General features: G+C 49.5%; 13 protein-coding genes. 12 read left to right on the top strand and 1 reads right to left on the bottom strand.

Translation table 11 applies throughout. The features are described 5' to 3' along the window. Nucleotides 1-155: 155 nt before the first annotated feature. Nucleotides 156-551 (bottom strand): putative ABC transporter permease, encoded by a 396-nt coding sequence (locus tag BLA28_RS23940; protein WP_069154434.1) that lies wholly within the window; start codon nt 549-551, stop codon nt 156-158. A 481-nt stretch (nt 552-1,032) separates the two neighbouring features. Between BLA28_RS23940 and BLA28_RS23930 the strand changes: the two genes are divergently transcribed. The 12 genes from BLA28_RS23930 to BLA28_RS23875 all read left to right on the top strand — a co-directional run bounded on the left by BLA28_RS23930 (nt 1,033) and on the right by BLA28_RS23875 (nt 13,764). After that, nucleotides 1,033-2,343: a bifunctional folylpolyglutamate synthase/dihydrofolate synthase gene (locus BLA28_RS23930; RefSeq protein WP_069158420.1), complete on the top strand. Its 1,311-nt coding sequence runs from the start codon at nt 1,033-1,035 to the stop codon at nt 2,341-2,343. Then, entirely contained in the window at nt 2,333-2,890 is a 558-nt protein-coding gene (folE, locus tag BLA28_RS23925) for a GTP cyclohydrolase I FolE (RefSeq protein WP_009250118.1), read from the top strand. The genes BLA28_RS23930 and folE overlap by 11 nt, the downstream gene beginning before the upstream one ends. 45 nt (nt 2,891-2,935) lie before the next feature. Then, the gene (locus BLA28_RS23920; RefSeq protein ID WP_069158419.1) at nt 2,936-3,418 is read left to right on the top strand and encodes an HD domain-containing protein; all 483 of its coding nucleotides are present in this window, start codon (nt 2,936-2,938) and stop codon (nt 3,416-3,418) included. A gap of 25 nt (nt 3,419-3,443) precedes the next feature. Next, nucleotides 3,444-4,262 (top strand): dihydropteroate synthase, encoded by an 819-nt coding sequence (folP, locus tag BLA28_RS23915; RefSeq protein WP_009250116.1) that lies wholly within the window; start codon nt 3,444-3,446, stop codon nt 4,260-4,262. Nucleotides 4,263-4,333: 71 nt separating this feature from the next. Then, nucleotides 4,334-5,176, top strand: a complete 843-nt coding sequence (gene folK, locus BLA28_RS23910; RefSeq protein ID WP_009250115.1) for a 2-amino-4-hydroxy-6-hydroxymethyldihydropteridine diphosphokinase — start codon at nt 4,334-4,336, stop codon at nt 5,174-5,176. Between the two features lie 234 nt (nt 5,177-5,410). Further along, on the top strand, nt 5,411-6,535 hold the full coding sequence (pheA, locus tag BLA28_RS23905; protein WP_009250114.1) for a prephenate dehydratase: 1,125 nt from the start codon (nt 5,411-5,413) through the stop codon (nt 6,533-6,535). A 23-nt stretch (nt 6,536-6,558) separates the two neighbouring features. Beyond that, nucleotides 6,559-7,872, top strand: a complete 1,314-nt coding sequence (locus tag BLA28_RS23900) for an ATP-binding protein (RefSeq protein WP_069158418.1) — start codon at nt 6,559-6,561, stop codon at nt 7,870-7,872. A 64-nt stretch (nt 7,873-7,936) separates the two neighbouring features. Further along, nucleotides 7,937-9,430 (top strand): Ppx/GppA phosphatase family protein, encoded by a 1,494-nt coding sequence (locus tag BLA28_RS23895; RefSeq protein ID WP_044971386.1) that lies wholly within the window; start codon nt 7,937-7,939, stop codon nt 9,428-9,430. A gap of 15 nt (nt 9,431-9,445) precedes the next feature. Beyond that, nucleotides 9,446-11,581: an RNA degradosome polyphosphate kinase gene (locus BLA28_RS23890; RefSeq protein ID WP_069158417.1), complete on the top strand. Its 2,136-nt coding sequence runs from the start codon at nt 9,446-9,448 to the stop codon at nt 11,579-11,581. Nucleotides 11,582-11,604: 23 nt separating this feature from the next. After that, nucleotides 11,605-12,210, top strand: coding sequence for a Maf family protein (locus BLA28_RS23885; protein WP_069158416.1), 606 nt, complete (start codon nt 11,605-11,607; stop codon nt 12,208-12,210). 18 nt (nt 12,211-12,228) lie between these two features. Beyond that, nucleotides 12,229-12,879, top strand: coding sequence for an HAD family hydrolase (locus BLA28_RS23880; protein WP_044971377.1), 651 nt, complete (start codon nt 12,229-12,231; stop codon nt 12,877-12,879). An 81-nt stretch (nt 12,880-12,960) separates the two neighbouring features. Further along, the gene (locus BLA28_RS23875; RefSeq protein ID WP_069158415.1) at nt 12,961-13,764 is read left to right on the top strand and encodes an HAD family hydrolase; all 804 of its coding nucleotides are present in this window, start codon (nt 12,961-12,963) and stop codon (nt 13,762-13,764) included. The last annotated feature ends 94 nt before the right edge of the window (nt 13,765-13,858 follow it).

The following is a 13,858-nucleotide window of genomic DNA, read 5'->3' as shown; positions in this document are numbered from 1 at the left end:
CACAGTACGCAACCTAAGGACCGGCGAGTTTATACGCCCCTTACAGGATCCTCTGCCTGGCCGGAGCCAACAGCGGAGAGAAAGAAAGTTTTGATCGGGCAGGAAGCATGGGCCTGACGGTGGGAGAAATGCTGAACTGTTACAGACGGACAGGATCATTTCCTGTCCGTTATTGCATGTTCCATGAGAAGACCGGTAATAATCCAACAAGGGGCATAATCAAGCCGGATCACCCTGCCGATATTCCAGCGGGCCCTTCCGTAATTCCAGGGACATAATTCTTTCTTTTGAAGGAAAAATCCTGAAGCATATTCCGCCGTAAAAATACAGAGGGCATAAATACAGCCCCGCACCAGCCAATGACACCCCTTTACCAGGGAGCATACAGGCTTTAACAGACAGCCCGCCCCGTAAATAGGGAACATCCACAAGGAAGTAGTCCCCTGGAGAGACATCTTCCTCTGCTGGAGAGAATGAAGCGCAGTAAATGTAATTTCAAGGCACCAGCCAAGGATGCCGCATTTGATAAAATCTTTAAATAATTTTTGCATGCTAATATTTTGACCGCTTATTCTTTTTTTATACGAATTGTGCTATAGTGTGTTTGAAATGAGGGCTGCCTTCGTACCTGCCTTTCTGCGGACGCCCTTCTTTTGTTCCTCCAGCCCGTGGCTCTCCCGCCCTTTCCGTCCTGCGGCGGCTGTGTATGTGTGTTCCAATCCATGGGAAAAAACGGTGATGTTTCTTAATGTCCCGTTTCACCGGAATTCGGCCGTCCTTAGCGGCTTGTCTGACGAGCATAAGCAGCTAAGACTATTGTGTTTAAAATCGCATGCGAGGAGTTTTGCCGCGTTGGCAGAATTCCGGTGAAACGGGACATTTAGAAACACCCCGTTTTTTCCCATGGATTGGAACACACATACACAGCCGCCGCAGGACGGAAAGGGCGGGAGAGCCACGGGCTGGAGGAACAAAAGAAGGGCGTCCGCAGAAAGGCAGGTACGATGGCAGCGGCAAAGGAGGAGAAGGAAGATGAATTATCAGCAGGCGCTGGCTTATGCGGAGGAGTGCGGACAATACGGCTGTGTTCCGGGTCTTGAAAATATGCGGGAATTGCTGGGCAGGCTTGGAAATCCTCAGGAGGAGCTGGCTTTTGTACATATAGCGGGATCGAACGGAAAAGGATCCGTGATGAATTTTATTTCCACGGTTTTGACGGAGGGCGGATATAAAACGGGCAGGTATATTTCTCCTACCATCTTTGAATATCGGGAGCGTTTTCAGATAAACGGAAAATATATCAGCAAAGCGGAGCTGGGGAAGTTCATGGAACCGGTACGGGATGCGGCGGAAGCTATGGCGGCGGAAGGGAAAAATCACCCCACCGCCTTTGAAATGGAAACTGCTCTGGCCTTTTTATGGTTCCGGGAAAAGAAATGTAATATCGTTGTCCTGGAAACCGGGATGGGGGGCCTGCTGGATGCCACGAATGTGATTCCGGCCCCGCTTCTTTGTGTGCTGACCTCCATCAGTATGGAGCATATGGCTTTCCTGGGCGATACACTGGAAAAAATAGCGGAGCATAAGGCGGGAATCATTAAGCAGGGCAGCAGTGTGGTGACAGTGAAGCAGCGGCCCGAAGCCATGAAGGTGATCGAGGATGCCTGTAAGAGGAAAGAGGCCCCTCTTTCTGTCCTGGATCCGGATAAAATATCCGCTATAAAGTACGGTCTGGAAAAACAGCGCTTCAGCTATGGGAATCACAAAGGGCTGGAAATCACCATGGCTGGAATCTATCAGATAGAAAACTGTGCGCTGGCAGTGGCGGCTCTTGACCGGCTGGGAGAGCTGGGCTTCCCGGTGAAGGAAGAAAAACTGCGGCTGGGCCTGCTGCATGCCAAATGGCAGGGAAGATTTGAGGTCATCGGGAAAAAGCCTCTTTTTGTGGCAGACGGTGCTCATAATGAGGATGGCGCGGCTAAACTGGCGGAGTCCATACAGTTTTATTTTACAAATAGAAGAATCATATATATAATGGGAATATTGAAGGATAAGGAAACAGAAAAAATGATCCGCAGTACCTGTCCGTATGCGGAGGCCGTCATTACTGTGGCTGCTCCGGGGAATCCCAGGGCTGTTCCCGCATATGAGCTGGCAGGGGAGGTCCGGCGGTATCATGGAAATGTGACAGCTGCGGACAGCCTGGAGGAGGCCGTGGAAATGGCCCGGCTGCTGGCCGGGAAAGATGATGTTATCCTTGCTTTCGGCTCCCTCTCTTTTCTGGGGGATCTGATTAGAATCGCAGAAAATGGTGCAGTCAGGAGAGACACGCATGGTAGATAAGTCTAAAATTGAAGAGGCGGTGAAGCTGCTTCTGGAGGGAATCGGGGAAGATGTGGATCGGGAAGGGCTCAGGGAAACGCCTGTGAGGATCGCCCGGATGTATGAAGAAATTTTCGGAGGGATGGATGAGGATCCGGCCGTCCCTTTGTCCAAGCAGTTCCAGGCGGAAAACGCGGGAATCGTCCTGGAAAAGGATATTACTTTTTATTCCACCTGCGAACATCATCTGATGCCCTTTTTCGGGAAGGCCCATGTTGCCTATCTTCCGGCCGGTAAGGTGGTGGGACTGAGCAAATTGGCAAGAACGGTGGAAATATTTGCCAGAAGGCCGCAGCTTCAGGAAAAGCTGACAGCCCAGGTGGCGGATGCCATGATGGATTATCTTCAGCCAAGGGGCGTAATGATAATGCTGGAGGCAGAGCATATGTGCATGACCATGCGCGGAGTCAAAAAGCCGGGCAGTAAGACCGTGACAGTGGCAGTAAGAGGCGCATTTGAAGAAAACAGCGGGCTGCAGGAAACCTTTTATCACATGCTGGGGAGATAAAGGCCCGGCAGGCGCTGGAAAGATTAAAGATAAAGAAGGATACATATGGACAGAATCAACAGGATAATCAGGAATGCCTGTTATCAGGAATGTCTGCAGAAAAACAGGGCGCATGAGGAAACGCGTATTTTCTGCAGGCATGATATGGCCCATTTCCTGGATGTGGCCCGGCTGGCATGGATTGAGAATCTGGAGCGCGGCAGCGGGATTGACAGGGAGCTTGTTTATGCGGCGGCCCTGCTGCATGACTGCGGGCGTTACCGGCAGTATGAGGATGCCGTTCCCCATGAACAGGCCAGCGGGGAGCTGGCTACGGGAATTTTGGAGGCCTGCGGCTTTACGCCGGAAGAAAAAGAAGAGATCTTAGCCGCCATACTTCGGCATCGTGATAAGGAAATGGCTGAAGAACGGGGGCTGTCAGGCCTGATCTATCGTGCCGATAAACAGAGCCGGAGCTGTTTTGCCTGCCCTGCCGAGGGGGAATGCGACTGGAGCAGGGAAAAAAAGAACTTGCTGCTGCGGATGTGAATGGAAGAAAGAAGAGGGAAAAGATATGTATATAGGCGGAAAAGAGTTTGCTGACAGAGGAAAGACATATATTATGGGAATCCTGAACGTTACGCCGGATTCCTTTTCTGATGGGGGAAGATACAACCATCTGGATGCTGCGCTGAGGCATGTGGAAACTATGATAAAGGATGGCATGGACATCCTGGATATCGGAGGGGAGTCCACCCGGCCGGGTTATATCAGGATTTCCGATGATGAAGAGGCCGAAAGGGTGGTTCCGGTAATAGAGGCGGTCAAAAGCCGTTTTGATGTCCCGGTTTCTCTGGATACCTATAAATATCAGGTGGCCCGGGCGGGAATACAGGCGGGTGCAGATTTGATTAATGATATATGGGGATTGAAATACGACGGCGGAAAGATGGCGGAAACCATAGCTAAGAGCGGGCTGCCCTGCTGCCTGATGCATAACCGGGCCGAGGCGGACTACACTGATTTTCTGGAGGACATGGCCTCTGATATGGCGGAAACCTTGAGAATAGCGGAAGCGGCGGGAATCAGGGATGACAGGATCATTTTGGATCCGGGCGTGGGTTTTGGCAAGACTTATGAAAATAATCTGGAGATTATCAACAGTCTGGAAAGCCTGCATATTTTTAACTGCCCTCTGCTTCTGGGAACATCCCGTAAATCGGTTATCGGGCTGGCGCTGGATCTGCCTGCCGGAGAACGGATGGAGGGAACTCTGGTTACCAGCGTGTTTGGTGTGATAAAGGGGTGTTCCTTTCTCAGGGTGCATGATGTGAAGGAAAATAAAAGGGCGGTACAGATGGCGGAAGCTATTCTTTCGGGAGGAAAAAGCTGACAGTAACTTTTTGATCTTTAAGTTTGCGTCTGTGCGATAGACAGACAGGAGGGTTGACAGGAGGATAAAGGATGAAAGATCAAATACGGATAACAGGACTTGAGGTATATGCGCATCATGGAGTTTTTCCCGAAGAAAAAGAAAAAGGGCAGCATTTCTTCCTGGACGCGGTTCTTTATACGGATATCAGAAAGGCCGGCCTGACGGATGATTTGGACTGCGCCACCGACTACGGACAGGTATGTAAGCTCATAAACCAGGTGATGACCGGACAGACCTATGATCTGATAGAACGGGCGGCGGAGCGGGTGGCGCAGGAAATTTTACTGACGTTTCCCCTGGTGGAGCGGCTGGAGCTGGAGCTGCATAAGCCGGAAGCCCCTATTCCGTATCCTTTCGGGGATGTGTCGGTAAAGATTGAAAGAGGCTGGCATAAAGTGTACATTGCTTTTGGTTCCAATATGGGAGAGAAGGAATATTATCTGGAAAAAGGGCTGGACGAACTGAAAAGGCATCCATTATGCAAATCGGGGAAAATGTCATCCATTTACCGCACCTCACCTTACGGAGGGGTGGAGCAGGAGGATTTTCTTAATGGCGTGCTGGAGCTTTATACCTTGCTGAGCCCTTTTGAACTGCTGGAAAAAATGCAGCAGGTGGAAAACCTGGCAGGACGTGAGCGGAAAGTCCACTGGGGACCGAGGACTCTTGATTTGGATATGCTTCTGTATGATGATCAGATCATTGATTCGGAAAAGCTGACCGTGCCCCATGCGGATATGCAAAACAGGGATTTTGTTCTCGTGCCGTTATGCGAGATAGCGCCTTATGTGAGGCATCCGTCTACGGGGAAAACCATAAAACAGCTGCTGGAAACGCTGCAGATGGGCGGAGAGCGTCATGTGCTGGAATAGGAAATTATTTAAAGTTTATGTAAAATAACATATTATTTTGTTGCATATGGAGAGGGAACAGTTGTACTATAAATGTAACTATCCAGCGCCCTCCCCGCCAGTGGAGAACGCTGGATAGTTACCTATAAATAAAATATACCGGATTAGGGAAGGGTTGAGAATCTGAGGTTTTCAGCCTCCCTGATTTGCAGGCGGAAACAGCCGCATGCAAAAGAGGACGGATAGGAGTAAAACATGGATTTAGGAGATTTAAGAACGCAGATCGATGCGGTGGATGAACAGATTGTAGACCTGTATGAAAGAAGGATGGATATCTGCAGACAGGTGGCTGAAGTGAAGATTGAGACAGGCAAAAAGGTGTTTGACCGGGATAGGGAGAAGGAAAAGATTGCCAAGGTCAAATCGCTTACCCACACTGATTTTAACAAGACCGGAATCGGGGAATTGTTCGAGCAGATTATGTCCATGAGCCGTAAGCTGCAGTATCAGCTTCTGACGGAGAAGGGGACGATAGGGCGCCTGCCTTTTATCGGCGTGGATTCCTTAGGGGACGACCGGGTACGCGTCGTGTTCCAGGGTGCGGAGGGAGCTTACTCCCAGGCAGCCATGCATCAGTATTTCGGGGATGCGGTTAACAGCTTCCATGTGGATACCTTCCGGGATGCCTGCTGTGCGATCGAAGAGGGAAGCGCTGATTTTGCGGTGCTTCCCATTGAAAATTCCACGGCGGGAATTGTAAATGAAATCTATGATCTGCTTGTGGAGTTCGAAAATTATATCGTGGGAGAGCAGATTATTAAAATAGAGCATTGCCTTTTGGGAGTGCCGGGGGGCAGGATAGAGGATATCAGGACGGTATATTCCCATCCCCAGTCCCTGATGCAGAGCGCCCGTTTCCTTTCGGAGCATGACTGGAAGCAGATCAGCCTGCCGAACAACGCATTTGCAGCCAGAAAGGTGGCGGAAGAAAAGGATCCCAGCCAGGCGGCTATCGCCGGAGAATATGCGGGCAGGGTATACGGCCTTGAGGTGCTGAAAAAGCCGGTTAACCAGTCCGACACCAATTCCACACGTTTTATCATTATCACCAATCAGAAGATTTTCCGCAAAGATGCGAAGAAGGTGAGCATCTGCTTTGAAATCCCCCATGAAAGCGGCTCTCTGTACCATATGCTTTCTCATTTTATCTACAATAACCTGAATATGACCAAGATTGAAAGCCGTCCGATAGAAGGGCGCAACTGGGAATACCGGTTTTTCATTGATTTTGACGGAAATCTTGCGGACAGCGCGGTCAAAAATGCCCTGCGCGGACTGAGGGATGAGGCCAGGAATATGAAAATTCTCGGTAATTACTGATAAGATGAGAGAGGGAATATGGGATGAGAGAGAAAGAATTAATTGTATATAAAGATTTTGGGTTAGACACCAGTCTCCTTATGGATATGGTATGGCTGATGGAGCATTACGGAAGCGGTGAAGAAGGAGTTCAGAAGGAGAGCGCCCTTTTGTATGACTGCATGCATGGTCTTTTGGAAATGGCGGGCAGCCATGGCTTTTCCGGCAATCTCTGGCACTGCTATCTCACGAACCTGCTGGTGAACAACGAAAACAGCTACAGCCGTGCGTGTGAAATCCGGGGAAAAGTGGAAGGGACGATCAACGAGGCCGTACTTCATGACATCATTATTTTTAAGGAATTTTTTGATTATGATTTTACGGATATGATGGAGAAGCTGCAGGTTCCCGCCTTTTCTCTTGTCCTTTCCTATGAAGGGAATATGCAGGAGAGCAAGGTATACAATACCCGTATCCGGGACAGGATATGTACGCTCGCCGTGCGTTTCAAGGAAAACAGGACGCCGGAGGAAATGAAGGATACCCTGACGGAATTTTATAAGGAATATGGCGTGGGAAAATTCGGCCTGCACAAGGCTTTCCGTATCTCCCATAAGGAGGACGAAACGCTGATTGAGCCGATTCTGAATATCGCCCATGTCCAGCTGGGGGATCTGATAGGCTACGAGACGGCCAAGAAAAAACTGGTAGATAATACGGAAGCCTTTGTAAAAGGGAAAAAGGCCAATAACTGCCTTTTATACGGAGATGCGGGAACTGGCAAATCCTCAAGCATCAAAGCAATTGCCAATGCATATTATTCTCAGGGACTGCGCATTATTGAGGTATATAAGCATCAGTTCCAGGACTTAAATAATGTAATCGCCCAAATCAAGAACAGAAATTATAAATTTATCATTTATATGGATGATTTAAGCTTTGAGGATTTTGAGATTGAATATAAATATCTGAAGGCCGTGATAGAAGGCGGGCTGGAAAAGAAGCCGGCCAATGTGCTGATTTATGCGACCTCCAACCGAAGACATCTGGTACGTGAGAAATTCAGCGATAAAAGAGAGTTGGATGATGATCTGCATAATAATGATACAGTACAGGAGAAATTATCACTGGTGTCCAGGTTTGGGGTGACCATTTATTTCGGCGCCCCGGATAAATCCCAGTTCCAGGATATTGTAAAGGCTCTTGCTGCGCGCTATGGCCTGACCATGCCGGAGGAAGAACTGCTTGCAGAAGCCAATAAATGGGAACTGTTCCACGGAGGGCTTTCCGGAAGGACAGCGCAGCAGTTCATTGATTATCTGTCCGGGTGCGAAAGCGCTGCCGGCGGGCAGCAGTGAGGAAAGGAAGGGATGCGGAGTGAAGACTTTTGCAGCTATTGACGTAGGTTCTTATGAGCTATCCATGAAAATATTTGAATTTTCACCGAAAATCGGCATTCGGGAAATCGACCATATCCGTCACAGGATTGATTTGGGAAACGATACCTTTGCCACGGGAAAAATCAGCTATGAAAAGGTGGACGAACTCTGCCGCGTCCTCCGGGAATTTGTGGACATCATGCGGGGCTATAAGGTGGAGGATTTCAAGGCTTACGGCACCAGCGCCATCAGGGAAACGGAAAATACCATGATAGTGCTGGATCAGATCCGCCAGCGCACAGGAATCCGCATTGAGGTGCTGAGCAATTCCGAGCAGAGGTTCCTGGATTATAAATCCATTGCCCTCAAGGGACAGGATTTTAATAAAATCATCGAAAAAGGAACGGCCATCGTTGATATCGGGGGCGGCAGCATTCAGGTGTCCCTGTTTGACAAGGATACGCTTGTGGCTACCCAGAACCTTCGTCTCGGCGTACTCCGCCTGCAGGAGCTGCTGAACAAGCTGAACGCGAAGCCGTCCAAATATGAGGGGCTGCTGGAAGAGATTATCGAAAGCCAGCTGTCCGTTTTTAAAAGGATGTATCTGAAGGATCGGACCATTGATAATATCATTATTGTGGATGATTATGTTTCCGCCCTGATACAGAAGCGCCTTACCGGCTCACAGACGCCGGGATATGTGGACAGTGCAAGCTATGAAATGTTTATGCAGATCATGCGCACACATACAAAGGAAGAGATTGCGGCAAGGTTCGGAATTTCCACGGAAAGCATTCCTCTGATATTTATTTCCGCTGTCCTTATCTACCGGGTGGCCCTGCTTATGGAAGCGAAGCTGCTGTGGGCGCCGGGAGTGACGCTTTGCGACGGCATTGCTTACGAGTTTGCGGAAAAAAATAAGATTGTCGGGCCGAAGCATGATTTCGAGCAGGATATTGTGGCATGCGCCCGAAATATCAGCAAAAGATTTATGGGAAGCAGACGAAGAGGAGAAACGCTGGAATATATCTGCACCACCATCTTTGACAGCATGAAAAAGGTACACGGCCTTGGAAAAAGGGAGCGCCTGCTGCTTCGGATAGCCGCCCTGCTCCACGACTGCGGAAAATATATCAGCATGGTGAATCTGGGCGAATGCTCCTACAGTATTGTCATGGCAACGGAAATCATAGGCCTTTCCCATAAGGAGAGGGAGATCGTTGCCAATGTGGTGAAATATAACCATCAGGAATTTGATTACTATGAGGAGCTGGGAACAACAACGACGCTGGATCCCCAGGCCTATCTGACTATCGCCAAGCTGACGGCCATCATACGCGTGGCTAATGGCCTGGATCGAAGCCATAAACAGAAATTCAAGGATTTCAAAACCACCCTCAGGGAGGATCAGCTGATATTCACTGTGAACACTGCGGAGGATATCACTCTGGAGAGAGGGCTGTTTGAGGCAAAGGCCTCATTTTTTGAAGAAGTATTCAGTGTGCATCCTGTCATTAAGCAGAAAAAAATCATTTAAAACGGAGAAAAGATTATGGCGGAGAAAAAAGATTATCTGGAGCCTGAGCTCTATACCAACAGGGAACTGAGCTGGATCCTTTTTAACAAAAGAGTGCTGTCGGAAGCAAGAGATAAACAGATCCCTCTTTTTGAACGATTAAAATTTTTAAGCATCACCGCTTCCAATCTGGATGAGTTTTTTATGGTGCGTGTTGCGTCCTTAAAGGATATGGTGAATGCCAAATATATCAAAAAGGATATTGCCGGCCTGACTGCCGCCCAGCAGCTGGAGCAGCTGAATGTGGTGACCCATGATCTGGTTTCCCAGCAATATTCTACATACAATCGTTCTCTGCTGCCTCTGCTGAAGGCAAATGGACTGACTGTTGTGGAGCAGCATGAAAATCTGAATGAAGAACAGGCCGCCTATGTGGATGCCTATTTTGATGATAATGTCTATCCTGTCCTGACCCCCATGGCGGTGGATTCCTCCAGGCCCTTCCCTCTGATTCGTAACAAGTCCCTGAATATCGGGGCGCTTCTTTCCAAACGTAAGGAAAAGGGAGAACTGGAATTCGCTACGGTGCAGGTCCCCAGCGTCCTGTCCCGTATTGTGCCGATTCCGGCGGAAAAAGCCGGTGAAAAGGCCGTCATCCTTCTGGAGGAGGTCATAGAACGGAATATTTCCAGACTGTTTCTGAATTATGACGTGGTATGCTCCCATCCCTTCCGTATCATGAGGAATGCGGATTTGACCATCGATGAGGACGAAGCGGAGGATTTGCTGAAGGAAATTGAAAAGCAGCTGAAAAAGAGGCAGTGGGGCCAGGCGATCCGGCTGGAGGTGGAAGCCGGTGTGGATAAGCGCCTGCTGCGCATGATCAAGGATGAGCTTTCCATTGAGGAAGAGGATATTTACCGTATCGACGGCCCTCTGGATCTCACCTTCCTGATGAAAATGTACGGGATGGAAGGCTTTGCCCATCTGAAGGAAGAGAAGTACGTTCCCCAGCCGGTACCGGAATTCATGGAGGAGGGAAGTGTCTTTGAAAAGCTGAGAGAAGGAGATATCCTGCTTCATCATCCCTTCCAGACCTTCGAACCTGTGGTGCAGTTTATAAGAGAAGCCGCCAAGGATCCGGACGTGCTGGCGATTAAGCAGACTCTTTACCGTGTCAGCGGCAATTCCCCCATCATCGCGGCATTGGCCCAGGCGGCGGAAAACGGGAAACAGGTTTCCGTACTGGTGGAGCTGAAGGCCCGTTTTGATGAAGAAAATAATATTGTATGGGCGAAAAAGCTGGAAAAAGCCGGCTGTCATGTTATATACGGTCTGGTGGGCTTAAAGACCCACAGCAAAATAACTCTGGTGGTCCGCAGGGAAGAGGACGGCATCCGCCGTTACGTGCATCTGGGAACCGGAAACTATAATGACGCCACCGCTAAGCTGTATACGGATATCGGTATGATGACCTGTTCCGAGGCTATTGGGGAGGATGCCACAGCTGTATTCAACATGCTGTCAGGCTATTCGGAGCCTCTTTCCTGGAATAAGCTTTCTCTGGCCCCGCTGTGGCTGAAGGATAAATTCCTGTATCTGATCGCCAGAGAGATAAAGAACGCTAAGGCGGGGGAACAGGGTCATATCATAGCCAAGATGAATTCCCTCTGCGACAGGGACATCATAGCCGCCCTGTATGAAGCCAGCGCGGCAGGAGTGAAGATTGAACTCATTGTCCGCGGAATCTGCTGCCTGAAGGTGGGGATTCCGGATGTCAGTGAAAATATTTCCGTCCGTTCCATCGTAGGAACCTTCCTGGAACACAGCCGTATTTTTTATTTTGAAAATGGGGGCAACAGTGAAGTCTATTGCTCCAGTGCGGACTGGATGCCCAGAAACCTGGAACGGCGTGTGGAAATCATGTTCCCGGTGGAGGATCCCAGGCTGAAGGAAAAGGTGATGCATATTCTGGAGGTACAGCTTCGGGATACGGTAAAAGCCCATCTGCTTCAGCCGGACGGCAGCTATGAAAAAGTGGATCGCAGGGGAAAAGAAACCTTCAATTCCCAGGAAGCCTTCTGTATGGAAGCGATAGAAGCGGTCAAAGCACAGGAAGAACCTCATGACGGCAGGGTTTTTATCCCGGAAAAGCATGTGGAAATGGAATAACAGGATAAAAGGAGTTTGTCGGCATGAAAAAGAAGATAATACTGGCGTCCATATCACCCAGAAGGCAGGAGCTTCTGACGCAGATTGGCCTGGACTTTGAAGTTCATCCCAGTGACTGGGAGGAGAAGACGGAAAAAGAACTTCCCGGAGAGGTGGTACAGGAGCTTTCCTTCCATAAGGCCATGGAAGTATATCATAGGCTGCAGGCCGGCGCAGGGGAAAGCCTTGCTGAAGAATCCCTGGTGGTAATAGGAGCGGACACGATAGTAGCCTGCCAGGGGCAGATCCTGGGCAAGCCCGGAGATAAGGAACGGGCGGCAGGGATGCTGCGCCTGCTTCAGGGAGGTGTTCATCAGGTCTATACCGGCGTTTCCCTGGTATGGCAGGAACAGGGGAAAACAGAGAGCTTTTCCTTCTATGAGTGTACAGATGTACGGGTTTTTCCCATGAAGGAAGAGGAAATTGCCGGCTACGTGGAAACCGGGGAGCCGATGGATAAGGCGGGAGCCTATGGGATACAGGGCCGTTTTGCGGCTTTTATCCGGGGAATTGACGGAGATTATAATAATGTGGTGGGCCTTCCGGTGGGAAGGCTTTATCAGGAAATGAAAAAAAGAGAATTCATTTAGGAGAAAGGCATTGGGGCAATGAAAAAAGCTGTAATTTTTGATTTGGACGGCACGCTGGCCAACACAATAGAGTCCCTTACCTATTGCGGAAACAGGGCATTAAGAAAATTCGGGCTGCCTGAATTCGAAGAGGCGGATTATAAATATTTTGTGGGAGACGGAGCCGCCGTTTTGGTGCGCCGTGCCCTGGATAAAGCCGGCGATACCGGCCTTATCCATTTTCAGGAAGTGTTTGAGGAATACTCCAGGCTGTTTGAGAAGGACTGTATGTACCATGTAAGGCCCTATGAAGGAATCAGGGAGCTTTTGGAGGAACTGAAGAAAAGACAGATCCGCATTGCAGTCCTTTCCAACAAGGCCCATGAGAACAGCATTCAGGTGGTGGAAACCCTGTTTGGCGCAGGATATTTTGACTGGATACAGGGGCAGATGGACGGCGTCCCTAAAAAGCCGGATCCCACCGGAGTATATCAGATTCAGAAAAAGCTGGGGCTGCCGAAAGAAGCCTTTCTCTATACGGGGGATACCAGTGTGGACATGAAGACCGGTAAGGCGGCGGGGATGTTTACCGTGGGAGTTCTGTGGGGCTTCCGTGACAGGCAGGAACTGGAGGAAAACCATGCGGACGTGATTATCGAAAGGCCGGCTGAGCTTCTTTCGCTTTTGTAGAAAAAGCTGTCCGAACCGAGAATGACAATAACCATGCGATGGCGGAAGCATCCGCCCGCCGGCAGGAAAGGCTGAAAAAACATGATTAAGTTAATTGCTTCTGATATTGACGGAACGTTGATCCCGGATTCCACACCCGACCTGTATCCGGAAATGGTGGAAGAAATCAAAAAACTGACGGACAGGGGAATCCTTTTCTGCGGGGCGAGCGGAAGGCAGCTTGCCAGCATCCGCAGAGTATTCCGCGAGGTGGAAGACCAAATCTGTTACATTGCGGAAAACGGGGCACATGTATATTATAAGGGGAAGGATCTCGCACTTACCGCCATGAAGCCTGAATATGCCAGGCAGATCGTGGAACAGCTCCGCGGCCTTGGCAGCGAATATGAATTTACCGTATCAACTCCCCACGGAAGCCTGCTGGAAACTAAAAACAGGCTCTTCCTGGACATGATGAAATATGGATATCATAATATTTTCCGCCAGGTTGAGGATGTACTGGCGGAAGAGGAAGTAATTCTGAAAATAGCTGTTTACCACAGAGGAAGCATCCGGCAGCTTGGAGAAGAAGTATTAATTCCCCAGTGGGGCGGCCTTGTTAAAACCTGCGTGGCCGGTGAGGAGTGGGTGGATTTCATGGACGCCTCGGTGGATAAGGGAAATGCCCTGCGGACATTACAGCAGGTTTTTGGCGTTGCCAAAGAAGAAACCATGGCATTTGGAGACAATACGAATGATATCGGCCTGATGCAGGCAGCCGGTCTCAGCTATGCGGTGGAAAACGCCAGGCCGGAAGTGAAGGCGGCCGCCCGTTTTACCTGTCCTTCTTACCTGGAAAAGGGTGTGTGGAAGACAATTATGGAGAGATGTGGGAAAGAATCATAACAAGTTCAGCCTGCTCAGAATGAAAATAGAATTGTCTTAATTAATACAAAAAAGTCATCATGGTTTGCCCTATAAACAGCAGATGCCATGATGG

The organism is Eisenbergiella tayi (assembly GCF_001881565.1).
In the GTDB taxonomy this organism is placed as follows: domain Bacteria; phylum Bacillota; class Clostridia; order Lachnospirales; family Lachnospiraceae; genus Eisenbergiella; species Eisenbergiella tayi.
Note: the sequence above shows the minus strand (reverse complement) of the source record. Positions and strands in the feature narration are given on the sequence as shown.

Excerpts from the sequence above, each read along its gene's own strand:
- BLA28_RS23890 (WP_069158417.1), top strand. The coding sequence starts at position 9,446 with ATGGCGGAGAAAAAAGATTATCTGGAGCCTGAGCTCTATACCAACAGG.
- folE (WP_009250118.1), top strand. The coding sequence starts at position 2,333 with ATGGTAGATAAGTCTAAAATTGAAGAGGCGGTGAAGCTGCTTCTGGAG.
- BLA28_RS23880 (WP_044971377.1), top strand. The coding sequence starts at position 12,229 with ATGAAAAAAGCTGTAATTTTTGATTTGGACGGCACGCTGGCCAACACA.
- BLA28_RS23920 (WP_069158419.1), top strand. The coding sequence starts at position 2,936 with ATGGACAGAATCAACAGGATAATCAGGAATGCCTGTTATCAGGAATGT.
- folK (WP_009250115.1), top strand. The coding sequence starts at position 4,334 with ATGAAAGATCAAATACGGATAACAGGACTTGAGGTATATGCGCATCAT.
- pheA (WP_009250114.1), top strand. The coding sequence starts at position 5,411 with ATGGATTTAGGAGATTTAAGAACGCAGATCGATGCGGTGGATGAACAG.
- BLA28_RS23885 (WP_069158416.1), top strand. The coding sequence starts at position 11,605 with ATGAAAAAGAAGATAATACTGGCGTCCATATCACCCAGAAGGCAGGAG.
- BLA28_RS23895 (WP_044971386.1), top strand. The coding sequence starts at position 7,937 with ATGAAAATATTTGAATTTTCACCGAAAATCGGCATTCGGGAAATCGAC.
- folP (WP_009250116.1), top strand. The coding sequence starts at position 3,444 with ATGTATATAGGCGGAAAAGAGTTTGCTGACAGAGGAAAGACATATATT.
- BLA28_RS23875 (WP_069158415.1), top strand. The coding sequence starts at position 12,961 with ATGATTAAGTTAATTGCTTCTGATATTGACGGAACGTTGATCCCGGAT.
- BLA28_RS23930 (WP_069158420.1), top strand. The coding sequence starts at position 1,033 with ATGAATTATCAGCAGGCGCTGGCTTATGCGGAGGAGTGCGGACAATAC.
- BLA28_RS23900 (WP_069158418.1), top strand. The coding sequence starts at position 6,559 with ATGAGAGAGAAAGAATTAATTGTATATAAAGATTTTGGGTTAGACACC.
- BLA28_RS23940 (WP_069154434.1), bottom strand. The coding sequence starts at position 551 with ATGCAAAAATTATTTAAAGATTTTATCAAATGCGGCATCCTTGGCTGG.